Origin of the sequence: Flavobacterium sp. 1, from assembly GCF_002797935.1 — a bacterium.
Taxonomy (GTDB): Bacteria; Bacteroidota; Bacteroidia; order Flavobacteriales; family Flavobacteriaceae; genus Flavobacterium.
Map to the genome: position 1 here is coordinate 849350 of NZ_PGER01000001.1, position 23457 is coordinate 872806.

Here is a 23457-nt window from a genome sequence, read left to right on the forward strand (position 1 = left end):
ATAAAATGAAAAAACATCAAAATATAATTAAAAAGCAGGCAATTAGCTTCGGGCTAAAAATAATGCTCCTTGTTTCGTCAGTAATATTTGCAGACTGTGAAAGTTTTGTAGAAGTCGAGGTTCCAAACACGCAGTTAACAGGAGTTGCAGTTTTTAATGATTCCAAAACTGCGGAGGCAGCATTAATTGACATTTACAGCAAATTAAGAAATAGTGTTTTAGTTACTGGCGATTCAAATGGCATTTCAATTCTATTGGGTAATTATGCCGATGAAATCACCTATTACAGCAATGGTGCACTGCCGGAAGAGCCCTTTTATAGAAATAACCTATTGCCTTCAAGTGCAGCTGTTACAAGTATTTGGAACGACAGTTATAACTTAATTTATGCAGCAAATGCAGTTATTGAAGGAGTCGAAAAATCAGAAGGAATTTTGGAAGCTGACAAGAAGAAGCTGATAGCTGAAGCAGTTTTTATCAGATCCTACATTCACTTTTATTTATTAAATCTCTATGGTGAAATTCCATACATCACGACAACGGATTATCAGATTAATGCATCGGTTACAAAAATGACCTCTAATTTTCTATATCCAATACTGATATCCAATGTAGAGACCGCCGTAAAAGAGCTGCCAGCAGGCTATAGCAATAAAGAGCGTATCAGACCTAATAGTGATGTGGCAAAAGCTTTATTGGCAAAGCTAAATTTATATGCCAATAATTGGTCAGCTGCTCAAACCGCCGCCACTGAAATTATAAATAATACGGCAGCATACCGTTTAGCAAGTAACTTGGACGAAGCGTTTTTGAAAACGAGTTTGAGCACTCTTTGGCAGCTTATTCCACAAACTAAAGGCATGAATACTTTGGAAGCAAAAAGTTTCATATTTACATCAGGACCGCCTCCAAACAGGGCGTTGACTAACGATTTGGTAAATGCTTTTGAAATAGGGGATCAGCGCAAAACCCATTGGTTAGGCAGCATTACAAAAGGAAGCGAAACATGGTACTATCCTTTCAAGTACAAGCTAAACAACAATACTGCAAGTTCTATGGAGTATTCAATACTATTCCGTTTAGAAGAAATTTATTTGATTAAGGCGGAAGCTTATGCCAGATTGAACCAGCTCACAGCCTCTAAAGAAGATCTCAATAAAATAAGAAATAGATCAGGATTAATCAATACTACTGCCATAACACAGTCTGAAATCTTGAATGCTATACTTCATGAGCGGCAGGTAGAATTGTTTACCGAGCAGGGGCAGCGTTGGTTTGATCTCAAACGATTCGGAAAATTGGATATTGTTTTAAAGCCAATTAAACCGGGATGGAATACCGCTGACCAGCTGTGGCCGCTTCCCGAGAATGAGCTGTTGCTAAATAAAAACCTGTTGCCTCAAAATCCAGGATATTAAATAAAAACAATTATTCTAATGGCTTCAAGTCCCTCTCCTCTGGAGAGGGATTTAGGGTGAGGTTTTTAAAGAGTTTACAAAACAAAAAATAAATGACTATGATAAAAATTAAAATATTTCATTATTTTCTAATACTGCAGGCATTATTTTCGATAACTGCACAAGCACAAAAAAGAAAGCTGACTCCCGATGATTATAAATTATGGAGTACGCTCCGTACGGGAAAATTTACCGATAACGGCGACTGGACAACCTACACGATTTCACATACGGACGGCAAAGACACGCTCTATTTAAAAAGCACTCTCAATGATTTGAAATACAGCTTTCCTTTAGGGCATAACGAATCTTTTTCGGCAGATTCCAATTGGTTTGCATACATCAAACAAGATACCTTAAAATTGTTGAATCTGAAATCGGGCTATAAACGCAATTTTCCGAGCGTAACGCAAGGAACATTTACGGCTGAGAGCCAGTATCTTTTAATGGGCAATAAAAAAGCAGGAACTCTTTGCCTGCAGAATCTGGCGAAGCGGAAAAATCTGGATATTGAAAACGTCAAAGAATACAGCTTAAATCCTGACGGGACTCTCTTAGCTTTCATTTCCGCAGAAGATAAAATGAAATCAGTAAAGACAATTTCATTGACAGCCAATTTAAAAACAACGACGCTTGCATCAAACAATCAAAATTTGTACTCCGGTCTTACTTGGGACAAATACGGAAAAACACTTGCCTTTTTTGAAGAAACGCAGGAAAAAATATTGGAATCTTTCAATCACAAGGTTTTTTTCTGCAAAAACATAAATACCAAACCACAAATCATCATTCTTGACCCGCAGTTAACACCCGCTTTTGCAGAAACAAATTGGATTCCTTTCTCAAGATTATTGATTTCTGACGATAGTAAACAGCTGTTTTTCGATAGCAGCTCACGTCCAAAAGCCATAAAAGCAAAGAGCGCTGAATTGGTTGAGGTGCAAATATGGGATACAAATGATAAGCAGGTGCCGCCGCCAAAAAAAGAAATAAAGTCAGACGGCATTGAAAACACTTGGTCTGTATGGTGGCCGGAAACCAATACAATTATACCCGTTGTAGAAAAACAGTATCCCCATGTAGTGCTTACAGGTGACCAAAAGAATGCACTGGTTTACAATACCGATGGTTACTTGCCTCAATTCGAATATGTAGGGAAGTATATAGATATATATCTAAAAGATTTAAAAACGGGTACTAAGAAGCTGATAATAAAAAAAGCCGTTAATGATTTAGGGCATGTGTTGGTTTCACCCGCAGGGAAATACGTCTCTTATTTCAAAGACAGCAGCTGGTGGATATTCGATATAGCGAAAAACAAGAGTATTTGTGTAACTGCTGCACTGGACGTTCCATTTTATGATGTGGATTACGATCAGGCAGGCGCCAAGCCGGCTTACGGTAATCCTGGGTGGACTAACAATGACGAAAATCTTTTGCTTTATGATCAATTTGATATTTGGCTGATAGCTCCTGATGGAAAAACAAGGAAAAGAATAACCAATGGCAGGGATAAAAAAAAGACGTATCGCATTCATGAAGAACCGAAGATTATTTTTAGAAGCTCATTTGCAGGCAATATAGCAGTAAAGTATGATAATGAAAAGGGCGTAATTTTACATATTTTAGACACAGATACCCGAGAGGCTTCTTTTGCATTGTGGACAGAAAAATCAGGAATAGAAGAATTGATTAGGAAAGACAGTAAGTTATTTGGCATCCGAAAAGCAAAAAACAATAAATCCTATTTATTTCTGGAAAGCAGCTTTAATGTCTCTCCAAAATTGATATACTTATCAGAGACTGGCAGACAAAAAGTTATTGGGCAGGCCAACCAGCAGCAGAAAGAATTCTTTTGGGGAAAATCAGAATTGATAACCTATAAATCACAAGAGGGAAAACCGCTTAAAGCGGCTTTATATTATCCGGCAGATTACAGTCCGGAAAAAAAATACCCGATGATTGTGTACATCTATCAGAAAAAAGCGAATGAAGTCTATAATTACGTGAATCCGACATTACGTTTAAGTACTGGATTTAGTGTTACAAATTTTACTGCTGAAGGATATTTTGTTTTGCTTCCGGATTTTGCTTATCAGCTGAATGAAACAGGCAATTCTGCTTTAGAATGTGTAAAAGCAGTTACTGAGCAGGCATTGACAAACAAGAGCATTGATAGAAGTAATGTTGGTTAGGATAGGGCTTTGAGTACCCTTTCCATACTAGACAAATTTACTGAAAAATATTTTGTTTTAAGTGACTAAAATAGGTTATTATAGGTTTTTTACTACCGTTTTTGACCACCGCCTTTTGAAATTTGATTTAAATGATGAAATCTTTGCTCCAATCATTCCCGATTTAGCTGCAGCGAATTTTTAGAATGAACGAGAGATTAAATATTTTTTTAACTTAAATTTTAATATTATGGCAAAACAGAAAGGCATAATTAAATTGAACGGTACTATCGGAGATATTACGTTTTACAGATCAAAGGATGGGTATATTGCCCGTGAGAAAGGCGGGATTGATGCCAAGAGAATAGCCAATGATCCTGCGTTTCAGCGTACTCGTGAGAATGGGGCTGAATTTGGGAGAGCTGGCAAAGCAGGCAAAACACTGCGTTTGGCGCTGCGTACCTTACTGTTAAATTCTTCTGACAGCAGAATGGTCAGCCGACTTACCCAATTGATGATGAAAGTGATTCAGGCTGATGCGACCAATGAACGCGGACTTCGGAACGTTATTGACGGCGAGGCTGAATTGCTTAATGGTTTTGATTTTAATGTCACAGGTAAATTGGGAACTACATTATTTGCTCCATTTGCCACAGCAATTGACCGTGCCAGCGGTGAAATTACAGTCGATCTGGAACCCTTTATTCCCGCAAATATGATTGCCGCTCCAGCAGGGACTACCCATTTTAAAATCATATCGGGAGGAGCTGAAATTGATTTTGAAGCCGAAACGTTTGTTACCACCAATTCTGAAACGGCTATTTTACCCTGGGACAATACCCCAACAGCAGTGATCAGCCATTTGAATAATGTGACTCCCAACAGCACCAAGCCTTTATTTCTTGCTTTGGGTGCAGAGTTCTATCAGGGTGTGAACGGTAAAATGTATCCATTAAAGAATGGAGCATACAATCCTTTGGCCTTGGTTCAAGTAAGCGGATTGTAGGATGGTCTTAGTATTATCCAGAACTTACTTCCCTGACGGAACTAACGGAAAACTAGAATGGGAGGGCAGATTTGTCTGTTATACCATTGAATTGCCGCGGCTCAATAATACCAAACAGGTTTCCTGTATTCCGGAAGGGGAATATGTCTTAAGAAAGCGATACAGCAAGAAGTTTCGCTGGCATATTGAAGTAGTTGACGTGGAGAACAGAAATGCTATTTTGTTTCATCCTGCCAATAATGCCCAAAAAGAATTGAAGGGCTGTATTGCTCCCGTAATGAAGCTTTCAGGTTCCGGTCTGGGGCTTGAATCGCGACAAGCTTTTATTAAATTGAAAAGCTTAGTTTATAAAAGTCTGGAGCGAGAGGAAAAGGTTTTATTAATTGTTAAATCTTAAAAATCTAATTATGAATGTAATAAAAAGAGCGAAAGCTCCCGTGCCGAAATTTTTTAAAGTGCTTCGAAATATCGGATTGACATTAGCCACTATTGGAGGAACTATTGTGGCTGCGCCAATTGCTTTGCCCTTAACAGTTAGCTCAATTGGCGGGTATATGGCTGTGGCAGGCGGTGTATTGACTGCAGTCTGCCAACTTACAAGCCAAAACGATGATTTAAATGCCGTCCAGTAATCCTACATTAATTGGTACTGCCGGCGGCACTTTTTTGAGTGTATTACCGAATTTACATTCGGAGGATGTTTTAAGAACTGTTTTATTGGCAGCGATTGGAGCGATAGTCAGTTTTGTATTGTCGATGATACTTAAATTTGTCGTTAAGAAGCACAGGAAGTAGTTGTTTGAGCTGATGATTCAACGTTTTGATTAGAGGAAGCCCATACCGTAAAAGGAATGGGCTTTTTTTTTGTTTTTATTTATCAAGGGCATTTTACTTTTTTAGCTCACTTAATTTTTATTATAATTGGTGTTCGCTGAATCTTCGATTTATCTTGATGAAAAAAGTAACAAAAAAATCAAGCCTGAATATTTTTATAGAAGAAAATCATCGGACGGATTTTCCTTATCGCGACCCCAGCCACTCGTGTTTCACACTCGACTCCGGGGTCACTCCCTACGGCCAGCGCGCAAATCCTTATTGTTATTTTGTCTTTAAAAATAGGACGTTTTAATTAGTTTATTCTGTTTTTATTGAGGAGCATTTTACTTTTTTCCTTGATGAAAAAAGTAACAAAAAAATCAAGCCTAGAATATTTTTACACCAAAAATCATCGAACAGATTTCTCCTATCGCGACCCTAGCCGCTTCGCTAGGGGTCACTCCCGCCTGCCAGCGCGCAAATCCTTATCGTGATTTTAGGCGTAAAAATATAAGGGCGACGAAAGACGTTTTCATGAGTTTATTACAGGTGTTGATTTTTCTTGAACTTTGGAGATTGATTCGATACGGGCAAATATTGTGTGGAGATGCTATCGTTTGTCTTTGGTTTCTTTGTGGAAAGCGATGAGGTTTAGGGTGGAGCGCAATCGGGAGCGTACTCGGTTGCCGTAGGCTTCTTCGATTTCTGAGGCGGACAGGTTGGTGGTGATGTGGGTTTGGAGTTTTCTTGTGATGAACAGGTCGTAACGCGATAATAGGATTTCGGCCATGACGTTGCATTCGTTGCCGTAGTATTTGAGGTTGTTTTCTGTTCCCAAATCGTCAAAACAGATTGTTTTGGGAGCTATTTTACTGTATTTGTGGATTATTTCATAACCCTCTTTGATGAATTCGAAACTGATGTCCCGGCAGGGTTTTACAGTGAATTTGTTAGCAGAAGGGGTGAGGTGTTTCATTAGATTCATCAGCGATGTTTTGCCACAACCAACTGGACCTGACAGCATAATTCCTTTGTTGAGGTCGATGTGATATTCTAAGCACTTTTGTTCGTCTTTTAGAAAGTAAGCAATCAATTTATAAATAATTTGATGGTCACTTTCGATGATTTTAAATCTTTTGCCATATAGATCAATCCCTTTTCGCTCAATCCAAGCTATTACTTCTATATAATTTAATGTTGTATTCATAAATAAATTAGCTTTTATATCTGACAGCCACTGGCTGTCCTCTTAATATCAAATGTCTTTTAGAAAGTATGCGATTAGTTTAAGAATGATGGGATGATCTGTTTTATGCATTTTAAAAGGGTTTCTGTAACATTCAATGCCTTTTAGCTCAATCCAGGTAATCATTTCATCGTAGTTGTATTGTGATTTTGTTTTCATAATTTAGGGTTTAACCGCAAAGTGAGCAAAGGTTGAACGCAATGGCCGCCAAGAGTAAAGAAAATATTTCATGGTTACGGATTAAAAAAATTAGCGTAGTTTTTCACACCCTTGAATCCCCTTTAGGCGGAAAGGGATTTTGAGAATGCTTGGGGTTAGTTACAGTGGTTCTGAATAGTTTTTATCTTTGGGGGTGTTGAGGTGTTTTGCTCTGTTGGTTTTGGGTTTGCCAATGTTGAACTTGTCTGCGTTCAGCATCCAATTTTGCACGGCCGATTTCCAATCGATCATGGGGGTTTTGCCACCAACGAGCCATCCATTGCTGGAGAAATAGTTGAAAAATTTTTGCGCTTCCAGCTCCGGGAAATTATTTTCTTGGAAATGTTTTTTGATTTCATCAAATGCTGGTATGCATTTTTGTATTTTGTCTTTTTCATAATTGGAAAAAGCTACATGCATTTGGAAATGCGGGGATGGCTCTCCCAAGTTTATATCGTTTTCAATGTTTGTTTTGTTTATATTGTTTATAGAAGATACCAATGCTTGTTCAGTACTTGTTTCACTACTAGTTTTCTGCCTGTTCAGAGCCTGTTCATTTTTTTGCTGTTAACTGCTCTTTTTTGAATCGGTTTTGGATCTTCTGAGAGACTGATAAGTATTACCATACTACCCTTAAACGGATTGAATGATGGCATGTATTTTATATATTTTTTTTCATTTAATTCTCTCATGCATTTGTGATAGGTTGCCTTTGAACAAATTTTGCTGATATGCATTACTTCATCCCGGGTGATGCTTATTGGGTTTTTAAAACGGCTGACATTCCAAAACTGGAATAGTGCCATGTATAGACTGATATGGGTAGGGTTGAGGTTTGGGTCTTGGATTATACGGTCGAAGAAGCCTGTGAGGTGTTTGATGTAGTTCATTTTTAGTTTTTTTTTAAGGTTTTTCTTAAGTTATTGTGATGCAAAAATGTTGGGATTGTTTGGTTTATTTTCACAAGGGAGGTCACAAGTTGTGAGAAAAAAACTGTAAAGAGTAAAGAGTGAAGAGTGAAGAGTGAAGAGTGAAGAGTAAAGAGTGAAGAGTGAATAGTGAAGAGTGAAGAGTGAAGAGGGCGTTTTCATGAGTTTATTACTACTGTTTTTATTGACTTGGCTTGTGGAGCTGCTTGCGGAGTTCCTTCCTTCGTCAGGATGACAATACTGTGGGGAATGATTTTAGATTGTTAGATTTTTGGAATATTTTGTGAAGAGAATTTTTTGTTTATAAAGGATCGATTTATATTTCTAAACGGTATTGTTGTCCTCGCCGTTTTCGCGTTTCAAATCGCTGGGTGGGTAGCTGAATCGTTTTTTGAATGCTTTGTAGAAGTTGGTGTAGTCATTGTAGCCACTGATGAATGCGATTTCTTTTAGCGGGATGCTTGTCTGCAGGATTAGGAGGTGTGCTTTTTTTAGCCTTTCCCCAGTGTAAAACTGATAGATACTGGTGTGGAAAAAATGCCTGAAAGTGTCTTTCAACTTGAATTCGTTTACATTGAATATTTTTGATAATTCGCTGGTAGTAGGGAGCTGATTCTCTAAGTTTTGTAAAATGTATTCCCTAACATTTTGAATGAGTACTGTGTCTGACTGATGGTGTAATGCCATGTTTAAGTTAGCCGTTGTTTCCGGCATCATATCCTGCAGCACCGTTGTAATGGAATTGATGATAATATCATTGCTGTATAATAGCCTTGAAACGGTACAATAGGAGGGAACTAACTGCTGATTTGAAGTGATAAATATGAACTGCACAACAGCAGGTGCGTTAGGGTCTGATGCTGTTTCAGCTTTGACAGCATCCCAAAGCGGTATGGACTGTTTTGCTACTATTTGGCCGAAACTGAATTCTAAAAGTTTGTCTGCACTGTATTGCAAAAGTATAGGCACATGTCCGCTGAAGCTTTTTATCGCAAAGGTTTTGTCGAGAATAATTGTAAACTGGACCAGACCTTGGTAGGTATAATGCGGTTTTATATAACCGAGTGCTGCTATTAATAACTCCATTTTTTCGGCTGCACTATTCAGCAGATCTGCCAGCTCATCCAACTCCTTACTGTCTGTATCAGGCTGTAACCTCAATGTAAAGTTGCCAGCTGCCATTTCGAACAGCAGCTGGTATATGTTTTTTACTTGTTGTTGGATCTGGCTGTTCATCTAATTACAAATGGAGTTTTGTATGTATGGAGAAGAACAAAATTATATTATCTCATTTGTGAAAACTAATGGCGTGGTGTGTGATTCGGGAATTGAATAGTGGAATTATGGGCGAATTTTGCTTTCGTTAGATTATTGTATGATAAACTAAAATCTGTATAATATACTTGACCGGTTTATTGTAAAAATATTAGTTTATCGTTATGACTGTCTTAAGGTTAAAAATAGAAATTAAGTTTCGGCAATAAAAAAGTTTTATTGCCGAAACTTAATCATATTTGATTTACATTTTACTGAATATGTATAGTGAAGGACAAACAGAAAGAGAAGATTCTGGAGATAGAAAAAAAACACTTAAAATAGTAATTACTATTAGTAGTTATAAAGATGATACAATAATAGCTACTAAAGAATAAAATACACAAAATGTTCATTATTATGAACATAAACATTGTTTTTGTTCATAATAATGAACATTTAATAAGATGAACAGAAAAAACAAACCATTTTTCCTAAGCACCAGATGACACTAGAACAGATGGGAGAAAACATAAAGCTAGCTAGGAAAAGAAGAAAGCTGACTGCTGTTCAGGTAGCTGAAAGAGCAGATATTGTTAGAACTACTTTATACCAGATAGAAAAAGGTAATCCTAGTGTTGCTATTGGTGCTTATTTTAATGTACTAAGAGTATTAGGCCTTCAGGATGATTTTCTAAAACTCGCTGCAGATGATGAACTGGGAAGAAAACTCCAGGATCTTGAACGGTTAAAATAATAGTGTCAACATAACAAACTCTAATAATTAAAAAAGATAACCATTCATAATGTCCACCAACAAAACAGACATATACGTTTACGCACACTGGAAAGAAATGCCCGAACCAAAAATCATTGGCATTCTATCGGCACAACAAGCCAAAGCTAAAAAAGCATTCAGCTTTGAATACGATAAGGAATGGATTTTGTGGATGTACTCTTTAATATTATCAATTGGGATAATGTAGCATTATGATTGAATGATGCATTAAAATTGACTGTGTAAAATTTTGATGTCTGTCATTATAAAAAAAGATTTTCATAATTCATAAATATCCTCTTTGATTTATTTGTATTACGTTTTTAACACGTTATTAGCAATCAATCAATATAAAATGATTAAATTTGAACTAAGATAATAAAAGTAAAAAATGAATAAATTTCACATTTTAGTAATTGTATTATTTGGTTTCTTACTGATACCAAGTGGTGTTTTTGCATGTGAAAATAATTCGTCTAAACATTCTTCTAGAAAAGAAATTTCTTCAAAAACGTGTAATGAAGATTGTTGTAAAAATGACAGTCATTCTAAATCTAAAAATCACGAAGGTTGTGGTGGTAAATGCAATCATTCGAAATGCGGTTGTGCTTCTTCATGCAATTCATCTGTTTCGATTACTGAATGGGACATTAACACCAATCGTTTTAATTTCTCTTTAGCAAAACAAAATTTTCATAACTATGAAACCACTATTTCTTCTGGTTTCAATTCTTTATGGCTTATACCAAAAATAGGCTAAATTAAATTTTGACAGCCATAAGTGCGTCAAATCAAAAGCAATTCGTGCTTTAAAAATCATTTGTTTTATTGGTTAATTGCATTATTAAATTATAGTTTATTGCTATTGTTTTACTATTCAGTCAACTACTTAATTCAAAATTATTTAAACTTAAAACAAAACGAAAATTTACTAAATCGAGATTTCGATGAAGTCAATTTACTGTTTATTAAAATCAAAAAAATGAAAAATTTAATTATCGTATTAAGCGTATTCTTAACAGCAATTAATGTAGCATCAGGACAGAATGCTACAAAAGTGGAGGATCAAAAAATAATTTACGTTTGCCCTATGCATTCTGATGAGACAAATTTAAGTTCTGGTAAATGTCCAAAATGTGGAATGGATTTGGTAAAAACTACCGAAAAAATTGATACCCACGCCCTAAAAGGAAGTCAACCTATGACTAAAACGGTAACAAAATATGTTTGTCCTATGGACGGCACTACTTCTGATAAACCAGGTAAATGTTCAAAATGTGCAATGGAAATGGTAAAAACTACCGAAAAAACTGATACTTACGCTCTAAAAGGAAGCCAACCCATGAGCAAAACGGTGACAAAATATGTTTGCTCTACGGATGGCACAGTTTCTGACAAACCAGGTCAATGTTCTAAATGTGGAAAGGATTTGGTAAAAGTCACCGAAAAAATTGATTTGCACCCGCAAAAAGGGAGTCAGCCTACAAGTAAAGTTGTAACAAAATATGTTTGTCCAATGGATGGTTCCACTTCAGATGAACCGGGAAAATGCCCTAAATGCGGTATGGAAATGACCCAAAAAGAAGACCATAAACACTAAATCAATCTTTCAAAAACTTAAAATTAAAAAAATGAAAAATATAATTCTTTCGGCAGTAATAATGGTATTCGTATTGGTTTCTTGCAACCAAAAAAACAAACAAGAAGAAACAGTTAATTCAGCAACAAATGAACCTGAAACTACAACTGTAAAAGTCAATTCAAATTCTTTTTCCATTAAAGAAATTGTAACCAATTATTTGTCTTTAAAAAATGCTTTGACCAAAGACGATTCTAACGGTACTGCCGATGCAGGAAAAGCAATGGTGGAGACTTTGGGAAAAATTGATATGAAAAAATTATCCGGTGAACAGATGAAAACCTATATGGATATTGCCGATGATGTTAAAGAACACGCTGAACATATTGGGGATAATGCTGGGAATATAGCACACCAAAGAGAGCATTTTGTTTTGATGAGCAAAGACATCAACGATTTGATAAAAACTTTTGGAACAGAACAAAAACTGTATCAGGATTTTTGTCCAATGGCTGATGAAGGAAAAGGTGCTATTTGGATAAGCGAGGTGAAAGACATCAAAAACCCTTATTTTGGTTCAGAAATGCTTACTTGTGGTTCAGTGAGAAAAGAATTATAGGATGAAAAAAATCTTCAAAAAAATATTTTTTATTGGATTAATTATTTTTTGCTGATGCAGTTATATCAGCCTGCTCGAAACATAGCTTTGGAGCAGGATTTGACTGCAAATTTTACAAAAGTATATAATGTTCCTAAAAACGTTGAAGCTATATTGCGAACGTCTTGTTATGATTGCCACAGTAATAATACCAATTATCCTTGGTATTCCAATATTCAACCCGTTGGAATTTTTATGCAAAACCATATAAATGAAGGGAAAGAAAACTTGAATTTCAATGAATATGGAAATTATTCAAAACGCAAACAGAACAGCAAACTAAAAGCCATCAAGAAACAAATTAAATTGAATGAAATGCCTTTGGCTTCTTATACTTTAATCCATAAAAACGCAATACTTTCCAGTGGTCAAAAACAGGAAGTAATGAATTGGATTGAGAAAACCAGCGATAGTCTTTCATATAAATACTAAACATTATGGTAGAAAAATTAATATCATTTTCATTAAAAAACAGATTCGTAGTCTTGCTCGTTTCGGCCTGTTTATTTGCTTGGGGTGTTTATAGCGTACAGCAAAATCCCATAGATGCCATTCCTGATTTGTCCGAAAATCAAGTAATTGTATTTACGGAGTGGATGGGAAGAAGTCCTCAGGTTATCGAAGCGCAGGTAACTTATCCTTTGGTTTCAAATCTTCAGGGAATTCCAAAAGTCAAGAATATTCGTGGTGCTTCTATGTTTGGAATGAGCTTCGTATATATTGTCTTTGAAGACAATGTTGATATTTATTGGGCAAGAACAAGGGTTTTGGAAAGGCTGAATTATGCTCAGCGCCTTTTGCCCCAAAATGTGGTACCTACGCTTGGTCCTGATGGTACAGGTGTTGGTCACATATTTTGGTATCATTTAGATGGCAATGGTATGGACTTGGGTGAGCAAAGAGCCTTGCAGGATTGGTATGTGAAATTTGCGCTACAAACTGTTCCGGGGGTTGCAGAAGTGGCTTCTTTTGGAGGTTTTGAAAAGCAATACCAATTGGTTTTAGACCCTTTGAAAATGCAATATTATAAAGTCACTATGATGGAAGTGATGAATGCTGTTAAAGCTAATAATAATGATGTAGGAGGGCGGAAATTCGAAATGAGTGATATGTCATACATAATAAGGGGTTTGGGGTATATAAAAAACATAAAGGATGTAGAAGAAATTGCGATTAAAAATTACAATTCTATTCCGGTACGGGTAAAAGACATTGGTTCCATTCAAATGGGAGGTGATCTGCGTTTGGGTATTTTTGATGAAAACGGTACAGGAGAAGTAGTTGGCGGTATTGTAGTTATGCGATATGGAGAAAATGCAGATAATGTCATAAAAGCGGTCAAAGCCAAAATGAAAGAAGTAGAGAAAGGATTGCCCGAGGGCGTTACTTTTAAAACGTCTTATGATAGAAGCGAATTGATTGAAAAAGCAATAGAATCAGTCAAAGGAACACTATTCGAAGAAATGATTGCCGTTTCAATAGTCGTATTGCTTTTTCTTTTTCATTGGCGAAGTGCTTTGATTATTCTGATTCAAATACCAATATCTGTTGCAGTTGCTTTTATCTTTCTGCAGGCCTTTGGAATTTCTTCAAATATTATGTCGCTCACGGGAATTGCTTTAGCAATTGGTGTTTTGGTTGATGACGGAATTGTAATGGTGGAGAATGCGTATAGGACAATTTCGGAGAAACAGGAAGAAATGGATAATAACCAATACCCAACTTAAAATGAAAGATAAACTCAAAAATATATTCAAAAAAGAAAACGACCCGTTATCTTCCGATGAGAAACTGAAACTAATTGAATCCTCTTCAAAATTAGTTGGACCGGGTGTGTTTTATTCGACAATAATAGTAATTGCTTCATTTTTACCCGTATTCCTGCTTACGGGAATGGAGGGTAAATTGTTTAGTCCATTAGCTTGGACAAAATCTTTTATACTAATTGTGGATGCGTTTTTTGCGATTACACTTACGCCTGTGCTGATTAGTTTTTTACTCAAAGGCAAACTTCGAACAGAAAACAAAAATCCAATAAACAGAAAATTGGAAAGTATTTACACACCCATTTTGACGCTTTGTTTAAAATGGAGAAAAACAGTTTTGGCAGTCAATATTGTGGCGCTTTTAATTGGCGTATTGATGTTTACTCGTTTGGGATCCGAGTTTATGCCACCGCTCGATGAAGGTTCTGTCTTGTTTATGCCTGTAACATTGCCCGATGTGTCCAATTCTGAAGTGAAGCGAATTTTGCAGGTTCAGGACCGATTGATAAAATCAATTCCCGAAGTGGCTCACGTTTTAGGAAAAGCAGGCAGAGCGAATACGGCAACCGACAACAGCCCCATAAGTATGATAGAAACAATTATTTTATTAAAGCCTCATCAGGAATGGAGAGAAGGTAAAACGAAAGCGGATATTATAAATGATATCAACAATAAACTGCAAATACCAGGAGTAACTAATGGATTTACACAGCCTATTATAAACCGTATCAATATGCTTTCGACAGGTATTCGAACTGATGTTGGAATAAAAATTTACGGAGAAAATTTAGACACCATTAATGCTTTATCACAAAAAATAAAAATGGCATTAGATGGAACTTCGGGAGTAAAAGACTTGTACGCTGAACCTATTACGGGCGGAAAATACATTGATATTGAACCCAAAAGAGAAGTCATTGGCAGATACGGGCTTTCAATCGATGATATAAACAACGTAGTGGAAGCTTCAATTGGAGGAATGAAACTCACCACAACCATCGAGGGAAGACAGCGTTTTTCGGTAAACGCACGATATGCACAAGAATATCGAAGTAGTATTGAAGCCTTGAAAAAACTGCAAGTACAGACAATGGATTTTGGCCCAATTCCTTTGGAAACGGTTGCCGATGTAAAAATAAGCGATGGTCCGCCAATGATAAACAGCGAAAATGCAATGCTTCGCGGCAGTGTATTGTTTAATGTTCGTGACCGTGATTTAGGGAGTACGGTCAAAGAAGCACAGAAAAAACTGAATGAAATGATAACAAAAATGCCCAAAGGCTATTATGTGGAATGGAGTGGTCAATGGGAAAACCAAATCAGAGCCAATAAAACATTGGGCTTGATTCTACCCATCGTCGTGGTTATTATTTTCCTCATATTATATTTCACTTATCGTTCCATGAAAGAGGCTTTGATTACGATGATAACGGTTCCGTTTGCATTAATCGGCGGTGTTTTTATGGTGTATTTCTATGGAATAAATTTGTCGGTTGCCGTTGCCGTCGGTTTTATTGCCTTATTTGGTTTGGCAGTCGAAACGGCAATGCTGATTACCATTTATCTCAATGAGGCTATGAACAAAATGGCAGCAAAACACGGCAATAGCAAAGAAACCTTGACAGAAGAAATAGTAAGAGAGTATATCATTGAAGGTTCAGCCAAGCGATTGCGCCCAAAACTGATGACGGTTTCGGTTTCATTATTTGGTCTGATTCCTATTCTTTGGGCAACGGGAACAGGAGCTGATGTAATGCTCCCAATCACTGTTCCGCTTATAGGAGGAACAATTACTTCAACGATTTATGTATTATTAGTAACCCCTGTTGTTTTTGAAATGGTGAAACTTCACGAATTAAAAACAAAAGGAAAAATCAGTCTCATAGATGCAAAACATTAAATTTTATATCGTTCTAAGTTGTTTGGTTTTGAGCTTTGCAAATAGTAGAGCACAAAAACTTACGGTGGATAATGTTTTGAGTGCCATCAAAACAAATAATCCACAATTAAAAATGTATGATGCCGATATTCAAAGTATGGATGCTTCGGCCAAAGGAGCCAGAAGTTGGATGGCACCTCAAGTAGAAACAGGTTTCTTTATGACTCCTTATAATTCCAATTTATGGAAAGCCAGTGAAATGGGTCCAGGAATGGGGAATTATATGTTAGGAGTTACCCAAATGATACCTAATGCATCAAAGCTAAACGCTAATGAAAATTTGATGAAAGCGATGTCCTCTGTCGAAAGTGAAAATAAAAATTTCACATTGAATCAATTAAACGCATTGGCCAAAACCTATTATTACGAATGGATTATCATTGAGAAAAAAATAAAAATAGCCCAAGACAACCTCCAGCTTTTGGAGTATATGATAAAAAGTATGGAAATACGCTATCAGTACAATATGGATAAATTGCCATCCTTCTACAAAGCTAAATCCCAATATGCTACTTTGCAAAGTATGATTGTTATGTTGGAAAATGATGCTTCACAGCGAAAATATATGCTCAATACCTTAATGGCTCGAAACAAAAATGAGGCTTTCGAAATTGATTCCAATTACGAGATTAAGGATTTCAATCTTTTTGAGACCGATTTGTCCTCCTATATCAACAACCGCAGCGACATCAAAGCTATTGATAAAACTAAGGAAATCAACAACTATAAAATTGAGGTTGAAAAAGTCGCAACCAGACCTGAATTTGGCGTAAAATACGACCATATGTTTGCTTTTGGCAATCAGCCACAACAATTTTCATTGATGGGAATGGTCACTATTCCAATGCCTTATTCAACCAAAATGAACAAAGCCAATATGGAAAGCTATCGAATAAAAAACGAAAGTCTGGATTGGCAAAAGCAAATGATTGCGAACGAAGCAAGCGGTATGATAAAAGGAATGAATGCTGAGTTTTTGAATCTGAAAAAACAATACCAAATTACGCAGGACAATATTATTCCTGCCTTAAAACGAAACTATGATACCGCCATTTTAGCTTGGCAAAACAACACCGGAGATTTATTCGTGGCGTTAGAAGCTTGGGAAGCAATGAATATGACTCAAATCGATGCTTTAGACAAATTAAAATCGATTTTAGCAACACAGGTAGAAATAGAAAAACAACTTGAAACCGAAAAATTATGAACAGATATTTAAAATTTGCAATACTATTTTTGGTCGTAGTTTTTATTGGAATTGCAATCTATTTCTTTGCAGCAAAATCAAGAAATCATTCTGAAATGGAACATCAAAATGAGGTTTACACATGCTCGATGCACCCTGAAGTTATCAGAGACAAACCGGGCAGTTGTCCTATTTGCGGAATGGCTTTAGTAAAAAAAGTAACTGAAGACCATTCTGAAAAAAATGACTCTATCAACGATCTTTTGAAACCTACCGATAATTTTGTCGTGGGAAATTATCAAACCACAACGGTAAAAGACACGGTTATACATAGCGAAATCAGTTTCCCCGGAATAGTGAGTTACGATCCTAATTCAGCAGTAAACATATCAGCGAGAATAAGTGGTAGAATTGAAAAAATGTACGTCAACTATAAGTACCAAAAAGTAACCAAAGGACAAAAAATATTTGAAATATACAGTCCGGAATTATTGACCGAACAGCAAAATTTTATCTATTTGATATCCAATGACAGCCAAAACACATCGATTATTAATGCAGCCAAACAGAAATTATTGCTCTATGGGATGTCCAATAATCAGGTGAATATATTGGCTTCCGCCAAAAAAGTGAATCCTGTAATTGCCATTTATAGCCCAGCAAACGGAATCATTACAGGAACCGAAAAAATGGATAATTCTAGTGTCTCACTTATGTCAACTGTAAGTAGCACAACAGAAGCTTTGGATGTCAAAGAGGGAAACTATATTAAAAAAGGAGAAGTTGTTTTCAAGTTAGCGAATACCGACAAAGTTTGGGGTATTTTCAATGTTTTGCAAGGGTACAATAGCCTTATTAAAATGAATCAGTCTATTGATATTACTTCTGAATTGGATGAAAAAAACAATATCTACGGAAAGATAAATTTTGTCGAAACACAATTAAATCCAACTGATAAAACCAATAGGGTTAGGGTGTATTTGAATAATTCAACTCTAAAATTACCCATTGGCACAAGATTGCAGGGTGTTGTACAATTAAATTCCCAAAAGGGATTTTGGCTGCAAAAACAAACTTTGGTTAGTTTGGGCAACAAAAAAGTTGTTTTTCTAAAATTGGACAATGGATTCAAAGCAACAACAATACAAACAGGCATTGAAATAGACGATTTTGTTCAAATTATTGGAGGCGTTTCTGTGGGAGATACAATTGCCAAAAACGCACAATATCTAATTGACAGCGAAAGCTTCATTAAAACCGAATAAAGATGAAGACATTAAAAACAATAACTTTACTATCAATACTACTTATGGTAATGATAGCTTGCAATTCCAAAAACAAGGGAGATCATAGTGGACACAAAATGACTGATAAAACAATTTTCTACACTTGCTCGATGGATCCTCAGATAAAAGAAGATAAACCGGGTAAATGTCCTATTTGCCATATGGCGTTAGCTCCAGCCAAAAAAAGTGATACTGACCCAAATGAAATAAGTTTAAGCAAACAGCAAATTCGATTGGGCAATATCACTACTCAAGCTATTACAGAAACTCAAAATAGTTTAAATCAAAATTATACGGGAGTTTTGACGATTAATCAGGAGAAAATCAACACCATTTCTGTAAGAGCAATGGGGCGAATTGAAAAGTTGTTTTTCAAAACAGTTGGAGATTATGTTGCCAAAAATCAAGCGGTTTATCAATTATACAGCGAAGATATCGCCATAGCCAAACAGGATTATTTCACGGCATTCAAACAACTGTCGATGCCGGGAGATTTTGGAAAAAATGCGAAAAATATGCTAGCTAGTGCGAAACAAAAACTTCTTTTTTATGGTCTTACCAATGCCCAAATAGAAAGTATTAAAAACAATAAAGATGTTTCACCAAATACCATATTCTACAGTTCTCATAGCGGAACAATTTCTGAAATTGCAGCGACAGAAGGAAGTTATGTAATGGAAGGCTCGGGAATAATAAAATTGGCTGATTTGAACAGCCTTTGGCTCGAAACACAAGTAAACGTAAACTATGCCAAAAGTCTCAAAATAGGTCAAAAAGCCAGCGTCACTTTTACCGATTTCCCGAATAAAACAATTAATACCCAAGTTGCATTTATCAATCCTGAAATTAATTCAGACACTCGATTGCTGTTAATCCGAATGGAAATTCCAAATCAGGGTTTACAGCTAAAACCCGGAATGCAAGCCGTTGTAAAAGTAATGCAATCCAATGCCAAAGGAATTTTTTTACCGATTGATGCGGTAATCCAAGACGAAAATGCTTCCTATGTCTGGGTCGAAAAAAGACCAGGTGTTTTTGAAAATGTTATGGTCGAAACAGGAGTAGAAACCAATGGAATGATTGAAATCATATCCGATTTAGACCCCACTAAAAAAGTGGTGATTACAGGTGCTTATGCCATAAACAGCGAATATAAATTCCGGAAAGGAAGCGACCCAATGGCAGGGATGAAGATGTGATACTTAAAACTGATAAACGAAGTACTTAGCGTAGTTTTTGATGATCAATTTTGGTCAGACTTCTGTGATTATAAATACTTTAAAATTAAGAAAATAAAAATCGGGCAACAGCGATACTGAAGACCGAGCAACAGCGGAACTGACGAATAATTAAATACAATTTATTATGAAAATTCAAAGATTAATTTCGACAAAAACGGTTTCATCATTAATAATGTTTTTAATGTTAATCTCGTTAAATGCCAATGCACAAACAAAATCGAATTCCACCCAAAATGAAAAAATTTATATAAATAAAAAGGGTGAAATTTATGATCACGGTTGGAACAAATTAGGATTTATTACCAAAGAGGATATTGTGAAAAATAATGAAGGTAAGACCATCTATTTTATTGATGTAAATGGTAATGTAATTGATTCTAAAGGGAACAAGTTGGGTAGGGCAAAAAAGAATGGTTCATATTACAATATAAAAGGTGAAAACGTGCTTAATGTAGGCAAAACACAGGAAGAAAAATGTGAAATACTGGATTCAAAAGGTCATAATATGGGTAGCGTACATAAAAATTACAAACTCCATGCCTGTGCTGTCCATTGCTTATTGTTGGAACAAAAGATGAATAACGAGAAATCAAAAAAATAATTTTTTAACAAATGGTTCGTGGCGAAACGAATCATTTGTTTTTATAGAACACTTGACTATTAATTGTGTGAAGGGGAAATATTTGAAATTATAATGCAGCAAATATTAGCTATAATCCTGCTTAAATTGCTTGAAAAGTTCCTGACTAAGTTTCTTAAATTGAGTATTTAAGGAGAATTCTTTGTGATAAGAATGAAGAGGTGAAAAAAAACTCCTGAGCATCGAAAATAAGTAAACTCTTTAAAAATCACTTAAAAACTTTTAAATGGTTTGGTGCGAATTACACAAACCAGAAAAATAATAGTGTAACAATTTGCAAAACAGTAAATTATATATTTATATGACAGAAAGTAATCTGTAAATTAAAACTAGATAAAATGAAAAAAATACTCTTTTCGGCCCTAATAATGGCGTTCATATTGGCTTCTTGTAACCAAAAAAACAAAGAAGCAACATCAGACAATCCCCATATGATGGATAATGACAGTACTATGATGGATAATGATGGTACTATAACGAGTAATGATAGCACAGTGATGAATGATAAAACTAAAATGATGAACAATCAAGCAAAAATGTACGCCTGTCCAATGCATCCAGAAGTACAAGGGAAACTGAATGACAAATGCCCTAAATGCGGGATGAAACTAACAGAGCCTGTCCCTGAGAAAAAAGCAAATAACAAATAACAAAATATAATTTACTTAGGCTACCTTAATTAATCTTTTTATGAATTTAGCAAGGTTAATTTAGGTTATTTATTACTTATGTCTTTAAAATAATTTAAGATGATACATAGTTACAACATTACTGGAATGACATGTGATGGATGTCGAACAAAAGTCGAAAAAACATTGAATGCTATTGATGGTATTGTAGCAACAGTTTTGTTAAATCCACCCACAGCTACCATTACTATGGAAAAACACATTTCAACAGCACAACTGCAAGAAGCATTAACAGCCGTTGGAAAATACACCATAGAAACAAGTAATGCTGAAAACTCAAAACATACTACAACAAATGTGCCTGTTGCAAAATCTTGTTGTTCCGAGCATTCCCATAGTGATAAAAAGGAAGCCATAATACCAAGTAATACCAAAGGAAAATATTATTGTCCAATGCATTGCGAAGGAGATAAAATATATGATAAAGCTGGTGATTGCCCAGTTTGTGGAATGCATCTTGAAAAAATACAGGAACTCAATACCAGTCCTATTAAGTTTACTTGTCCGATGCATCCCGAAGTTATTAAAGATACTCCTGGTTCGTGTCCTATTTGCGGAATGGATTTGGTGCCAATGGAGCCGAGCGATGGTGAAGACCAAAAAACCTATAAAAATTTAGTCAAGAAAATGAAAGTGGCAGTAATTTTTACCGTTCCTGTTTTTGCCATCGCAATGATAGAAATGATGCCAAACAATCCGTTACTTAAAATAATGGATGCGACAAAATGGAATTGGGTACAATTTACACTTTCACTTCCTGTTGTTTTTTATGCGTGTTGGATGTTCTTTGTTCGTGCCTTCAAATCTATTATTACTTGGAATTTGAATATGTTTACCCTTATCGGTATAGGAACTGGAGTTGCTTTTTTGTTCAGTTTAGTTGGAATGTTTTTTCCTAGTATTTTCCCAAACGAATTCAAAACTGAAACGGGAGCAGTTTTATTATATTTTGAAGCTACAACAGTAATTCTAACATTGGTTTTATTAGGACAATTATTGGAAGCCAAAGCCCACAGTCAAACTAGCGGAGCCATCAAAGAATTATTAAAACTTGCTCCAACCGAAGCAACTTTGGTTATTGACGGAAGCGATAAAGTAATTTCAATTCACGACATCAAGAAAGGAGATTTATTACGAGTAAAACCTGGAGACAAAATACCAGTTGATGGAAAAATAAGTGATGGCGAAAGTAGCATTGATGAAGCAATGATTACAGGAGAACCTATTCCGGTCGACAAAAAGAAAGATGACAATGTTATTGCAGGAACTATAAACGGTAACAAATCCTTTGTAATGATTGCAGAAAAAGTAGGTTCAGAAACCTTGCTTTCGCAAATTGTGAAAATGGTAAATGATGCCAGTCGCTCTAAAGCACCAATCCAAAAATTAGCAGATAGTATTGCTAAATATTTTGTGCCAATTGTTGTAACCATTTCAGTTATTACCTTTTTTGTTTGGGCAAAATTTGGTCCAGAACCCGCGTTGGTTTATGGTTTTATAAATGCGATTGCGGTTTTAATTATTGCATGTCCTTGTGCATTGGGTTTGGCTACGCCAATGTCAGTAATGGTTGGAGTTGGAAAAGGTGCACAATTGGGAGTTTTGATAAAAAATGCCGAAGCATTAGAAAATATGAATAAAGTAAATGTTTTAATAACCGATAAAACAGGAACAATAACAGAAGGAAAACCATCAGTAGAAAAGGTTTTTGCATCAAACAATAATGAGAATGATTTGCTGCAAAACATCGCTTCTTTAAATCAATACAGTGAGCATCCATTAGCCCAAGCGGTTGTAAATTATGCCAAAGCAAAAAACATTTCATTAATAGAAATCAAAGATTTTGAAGCCGTTGCAGGAAAAGGAGTTACAGGAACAGTTACCAATAAAAAAGTAGCATTGGGCAATAAAAAACTAATGGAACAAGTCAAAGCCACAGTTTCTGATGATTTAGAAAACAAAATTATTGCCGAACAGAAACTAGGAAAAACTGTTTCCTATATTGCTGTTGATGGCATTGCAGTGGGTTTTGTATCAATTACCGATGCAATTAAAATTTCAAGTAAAGAAGCCATAAAAGAACTAATGCGACAAGGTGTTGAAGTAATTATGCTTACCGGCGATAATGTAAATACAGCCAAAGCGGTTGCCGATGAATTAAACTTATCATCCTACAAAGCGAGTTGTTTACCCGAAGACAAATTAAACGAAATTAAGCGTTTACAATCCGAAGGAAAAATTGTAGCAATGGCTGGAGACGGTATAAATGATGCACCAGCATTAGCACAAGCCGATATTGGCATAGCAATGGGAACCGGAACTGATGTGGCTATTGAAAGTGCTAAAATCACATTAGTAAAAGGCGATTTACAAGGTATTGTAAAAGCTAAAAATTTAAGCCACGCTGTAATGCGAAACATCAAGCAAAACTTATTCTTTGCCTTCTTCTACAATGTTCTTGGAGTTCCAATTGCAGCAGGTGTTTTATATCCATTTTTTGGAATTCTATTATCGCCGATGATTGCAGCTTTGGCAATGAGTTTTAGCTCGGTTTCTGTAATTGTAAATGCGTTGCGATTAAGAAGTTTGAAATTGTAATAAGAAATAAGTTATAA

25 protein-coding genes are annotated in these 23457 nt (G+C 35.8%); 20 read left to right on the plus strand and 5 right to left on the minus strand.

Features of this window, described 5'->3' with window-relative positions; translation table 11 throughout:
- The first annotated feature begins 5 nt into the window (after positions 1-5).
- The 6 genes from CLU83_RS03740 (at position 6) to CLU83_RS03765 (ending at position 5432) form a co-directional block, all read left to right on the plus strand.
- Complete coding sequence (locus tag CLU83_RS03740; RefSeq protein WP_100430372.1) at positions 6-1418, plus strand: RagB/SusD family nutrient uptake outer membrane protein; 1413 nt, start codon at positions 6-8, stop codon at positions 1416-1418.
- Positions 1419-1516: 98 nt separating this feature from the next.
- Positions 1517-3652, plus strand: a complete 2136-nt coding sequence (locus CLU83_RS03745) for a S9 family peptidase (RefSeq protein ID WP_157801979.1) — start codon at positions 1517-1519, stop codon at positions 3650-3652.
- A 229-nt stretch (positions 3653-3881) separates the two neighbouring features.
- A complete protein-coding gene (locus tag CLU83_RS03750; RefSeq protein WP_100430374.1) occupies positions 3882-4637 on the plus strand; it encodes a hypothetical protein in 756 nt (251 codons plus the stop codon).
- A gap of 1 nt (position 4638) precedes the next feature.
- Positions 4639-5034: a DUF5675 family protein gene (locus CLU83_RS03755; RefSeq protein WP_100430375.1), complete on the plus strand. Its 396-nt coding sequence runs from the start codon at positions 4639-4641 to the stop codon at positions 5032-5034.
- 10 nt (positions 5035-5044) lie between these two features.
- Positions 5045-5269: a hypothetical protein gene (locus tag CLU83_RS03760; RefSeq protein ID WP_100433603.1), complete on the plus strand. Its 225-nt coding sequence runs from the start codon at positions 5045-5047 to the stop codon at positions 5267-5269.
- Positions 5256-5432 (plus strand): hypothetical protein, encoded by a 177-nt coding sequence (locus tag CLU83_RS03765; protein WP_198512240.1) that lies wholly within the window; start codon positions 5256-5258, stop codon positions 5430-5432. The genes CLU83_RS03760 and CLU83_RS03765 overlap by 14 nt, the downstream gene beginning before the upstream one ends.
- Positions 5433-6063: 631 nt before the next feature.
- On the opposite strand, the gene CLU83_RS03770 is transcribed toward CLU83_RS03765, so the two are convergent.
- The 5 genes from CLU83_RS03770 to CLU83_RS03780 form a co-directional block, all read right to left on the minus strand.
- Positions 6064-6660, minus strand: a complete 597-nt coding sequence (locus CLU83_RS03770) for an ATPase (protein ID WP_100430376.1) — start codon at positions 6658-6660, stop codon at positions 6064-6066.
- Positions 6661-6708: 48 nt separating this feature from the next.
- On the minus strand, positions 6709-6858 hold the full coding sequence (locus CLU83_RS22010; protein WP_157801981.1) for a hypothetical protein: 150 nt from the start codon (positions 6856-6858) through the stop codon (positions 6709-6711).
- Positions 6859-7017: 159 nt separating this feature from the next.
- The gene (locus tag CLU83_RS22365; protein WP_232726964.1) at positions 7018-7344 is read right to left on the minus strand and encodes a hypothetical protein; all 327 of its coding nucleotides are present in this window, start codon (positions 7342-7344) and stop codon (positions 7018-7020) included.
- Positions 7345-7439: 95 nt separating this feature from the next.
- Positions 7440-7787 (minus strand): hypothetical protein, encoded by a 348-nt coding sequence (locus tag CLU83_RS22370; RefSeq protein ID WP_232726966.1) that lies wholly within the window; start codon positions 7785-7787, stop codon positions 7440-7442.
- 363 nt (positions 7788-8150) lie between these two features.
- A complete protein-coding gene (locus tag CLU83_RS03780; RefSeq protein ID WP_100430377.1) occupies positions 8151-9062 on the minus strand; it encodes an AraC family transcriptional regulator in 912 nt (303 codons plus the stop codon).
- Between the two features lie 523 nt (positions 9063-9585).
- On the opposite strand from CLU83_RS03780, the gene CLU83_RS03785 reads away from it, so the two are divergent.
- From CLU83_RS03785 to CLU83_RS03850, 14 genes are all read left to right on the plus strand, one after another.
- Entirely contained in the window at positions 9586-9837 is a 252-nt protein-coding gene (locus CLU83_RS03785) for a helix-turn-helix domain-containing protein (RefSeq protein ID WP_100430378.1), read from the plus strand.
- Positions 9838-9886: 49 nt separating this feature from the next.
- Positions 9887-10066 carry a hypothetical protein gene (locus CLU83_RS03790; protein ID WP_198512241.1) on the plus strand — a complete coding sequence of 60 codons (180 nt, stop codon included), beginning with the start codon at positions 9887-9889 and terminating at the stop codon, positions 10064-10066.
- Between the two features lie 183 nt (positions 10067-10249).
- Entirely contained in the window at positions 10250-10618 is a 369-nt protein-coding gene (locus CLU83_RS03795; RefSeq protein ID WP_100430379.1) for a hypothetical protein, read from the plus strand.
- A 222-nt stretch (positions 10619-10840) separates the two neighbouring features.
- On the plus strand, positions 10841-11458 hold the full coding sequence (locus CLU83_RS03800) for a heavy metal-binding domain-containing protein (protein WP_157801982.1): 618 nt from the start codon (positions 10841-10843) through the stop codon (positions 11456-11458).
- Positions 11459-11489: 31 nt separating this feature from the next.
- Entirely contained in the window at positions 11490-12056 is a 567-nt protein-coding gene (locus tag CLU83_RS03805; RefSeq protein WP_100430381.1) for a DUF3347 domain-containing protein, read from the plus strand.
- A 54-nt stretch (positions 12057-12110) separates the two neighbouring features.
- The gene (locus CLU83_RS03810) at positions 12111-12527 is read left to right on the plus strand and encodes a heme-binding domain-containing protein (RefSeq protein WP_100430382.1); all 417 of its coding nucleotides are present in this window, start codon (positions 12111-12113) and stop codon (positions 12525-12527) included.
- A gap of 5 nt (positions 12528-12532) precedes the next feature.
- Positions 12533-13822: an efflux RND transporter permease subunit gene (locus CLU83_RS22640; protein WP_100430383.1), complete on the plus strand. Its 1290-nt coding sequence runs from the start codon at positions 12533-12535 to the stop codon at positions 13820-13822.
- Between the two features lies 1 nt (position 13823).
- The gene (locus CLU83_RS22645; protein ID WP_100430384.1) at positions 13824-15761 is read left to right on the plus strand and encodes an efflux RND transporter permease subunit; all 1938 of its coding nucleotides are present in this window, start codon (positions 13824-13826) and stop codon (positions 15759-15761) included.
- On the plus strand, positions 15748-17007 hold the full coding sequence (locus tag CLU83_RS03825) for a TolC family protein (RefSeq protein WP_100430385.1): 1260 nt from the start codon (positions 15748-15750) through the stop codon (positions 17005-17007). The genes CLU83_RS22645 and CLU83_RS03825 overlap by 14 nt, the downstream gene beginning before the upstream one ends.
- Positions 17004-18251: an efflux RND transporter periplasmic adaptor subunit gene (locus CLU83_RS03830; RefSeq protein ID WP_100430386.1), complete on the plus strand. Its 1248-nt coding sequence runs from the start codon at positions 17004-17006 to the stop codon at positions 18249-18251. Before CLU83_RS03825 ends, CLU83_RS03830 begins: the two co-directional genes overlap by 4 nt.
- A gap of 2 nt (positions 18252-18253) precedes the next feature.
- Complete coding sequence (locus tag CLU83_RS03835) at positions 18254-19471, plus strand: efflux RND transporter periplasmic adaptor subunit (RefSeq protein ID WP_100430387.1); 1218 nt, start codon at positions 18254-18256, stop codon at positions 19469-19471.
- A 166-nt stretch (positions 19472-19637) separates the two neighbouring features.
- A complete protein-coding gene (locus CLU83_RS03840; RefSeq protein WP_100430388.1) occupies positions 19638-20114 on the plus strand; it encodes a DUF3659 domain-containing protein in 477 nt (158 codons plus the stop codon).
- 377 nt (positions 20115-20491) lie between these two features.
- Positions 20492-20803 carry a heavy metal-binding domain-containing protein gene (locus CLU83_RS03845; protein ID WP_100430389.1) on the plus strand — a complete coding sequence of 104 codons (312 nt, stop codon included), beginning with the start codon at positions 20492-20494 and terminating at the stop codon, positions 20801-20803.
- Between the two features lie 99 nt (positions 20804-20902).
- A complete protein-coding gene (locus CLU83_RS03850; RefSeq protein ID WP_100430390.1) occupies positions 20903-23440 on the plus strand; it encodes a heavy metal translocating P-type ATPase in 2538 nt (845 codons plus the stop codon).
- Positions 23441-23457 lie beyond the last annotated feature (17 nt).

Excerpts from the sequence above, each read along its gene's own strand:
- CLU83_RS03740 (WP_100430372.1), top strand. The coding sequence starts at position 6 with ATGAAAAAACATCAAAATATAATTAAAAAGCAGGCAATTAGCTTCGGG.
- CLU83_RS03745 (WP_157801979.1), top strand. The coding sequence starts at position 1,517 with ATGATAAAAATTAAAATATTTCATTATTTTCTAATACTGCAGGCATTA.
- CLU83_RS03750 (WP_100430374.1), top strand. The coding sequence starts at position 3,882 with ATGGCAAAACAGAAAGGCATAATTAAATTGAACGGTACTATCGGAGAT.
- CLU83_RS03755 (WP_100430375.1), top strand. The coding sequence starts at position 4,639 with ATGGTCTTAGTATTATCCAGAACTTACTTCCCTGACGGAACTAACGGA.
- CLU83_RS03760 (WP_100433603.1), top strand. The coding sequence starts at position 5,045 with ATGAATGTAATAAAAAGAGCGAAAGCTCCCGTGCCGAAATTTTTTAAA.
- CLU83_RS03765 (WP_198512240.1), top strand. The coding sequence starts at position 5,256 with ATGCCGTCCAGTAATCCTACATTAATTGGTACTGCCGGCGGCACTTTT.
- CLU83_RS03770 (WP_100430376.1), bottom strand. The coding sequence starts at position 6,660 with ATGAATACAACATTAAATTATATAGAAGTAATAGCTTGGATTGAGCGA.
- CLU83_RS22010 (WP_157801981.1), bottom strand. The coding sequence starts at position 6,858 with ATGAAAACAAAATCACAATACAACTACGATGAAATGATTACCTGGATT.
- CLU83_RS22370 (WP_232726966.1), bottom strand. The coding sequence starts at position 7,787 with ATGAACTACATCAAACACCTCACAGGCTTCTTCGACCGTATAATCCAA.
- CLU83_RS03780 (WP_100430377.1), bottom strand. The coding sequence starts at position 9,062 with ATGAACAGCCAGATCCAACAACAAGTAAAAAACATATACCAGCTGCTG.
- CLU83_RS03785 (WP_100430378.1), top strand. The coding sequence starts at position 9,586 with ATGACACTAGAACAGATGGGAGAAAACATAAAGCTAGCTAGGAAAAGA.
- CLU83_RS03790 (WP_198512241.1), top strand. The coding sequence starts at position 9,887 with ATGTCCACCAACAAAACAGACATATACGTTTACGCACACTGGAAAGAA.
- CLU83_RS03795 (WP_100430379.1), top strand. The coding sequence starts at position 10,250 with ATGAATAAATTTCACATTTTAGTAATTGTATTATTTGGTTTCTTACTG.
- CLU83_RS03800 (WP_157801982.1), top strand. The coding sequence starts at position 10,841 with ATGAAAAATTTAATTATCGTATTAAGCGTATTCTTAACAGCAATTAAT.
- CLU83_RS03805 (WP_100430381.1), top strand. The coding sequence starts at position 11,490 with ATGAAAAATATAATTCTTTCGGCAGTAATAATGGTATTCGTATTGGTT.
- CLU83_RS03810 (WP_100430382.1), top strand. The coding sequence starts at position 12,111 with ATGCAGTTATATCAGCCTGCTCGAAACATAGCTTTGGAGCAGGATTTG.
- CLU83_RS22640 (WP_100430383.1), top strand. The coding sequence starts at position 12,533 with ATGGTAGAAAAATTAATATCATTTTCATTAAAAAACAGATTCGTAGTC.
- CLU83_RS22645 (WP_100430384.1), top strand. The coding sequence starts at position 13,824 with ATGAAAGATAAACTCAAAAATATATTCAAAAAAGAAAACGACCCGTTA.
- CLU83_RS03825 (WP_100430385.1), top strand. The coding sequence starts at position 15,748 with ATGCAAAACATTAAATTTTATATCGTTCTAAGTTGTTTGGTTTTGAGC.
- CLU83_RS03830 (WP_100430386.1), top strand. The coding sequence starts at position 17,004 with ATGAACAGATATTTAAAATTTGCAATACTATTTTTGGTCGTAGTTTTT.
- CLU83_RS03835 (WP_100430387.1), top strand. The coding sequence starts at position 18,254 with ATGAAGACATTAAAAACAATAACTTTACTATCAATACTACTTATGGTA.
- CLU83_RS03840 (WP_100430388.1), top strand. The coding sequence starts at position 19,638 with ATGAAAATTCAAAGATTAATTTCGACAAAAACGGTTTCATCATTAATA.
- CLU83_RS03845 (WP_100430389.1), top strand. The coding sequence starts at position 20,492 with ATGAAAAAAATACTCTTTTCGGCCCTAATAATGGCGTTCATATTGGCT.
- CLU83_RS03850 (WP_100430390.1), top strand. The coding sequence starts at position 20,903 with ATGATACATAGTTACAACATTACTGGAATGACATGTGATGGATGTCGA.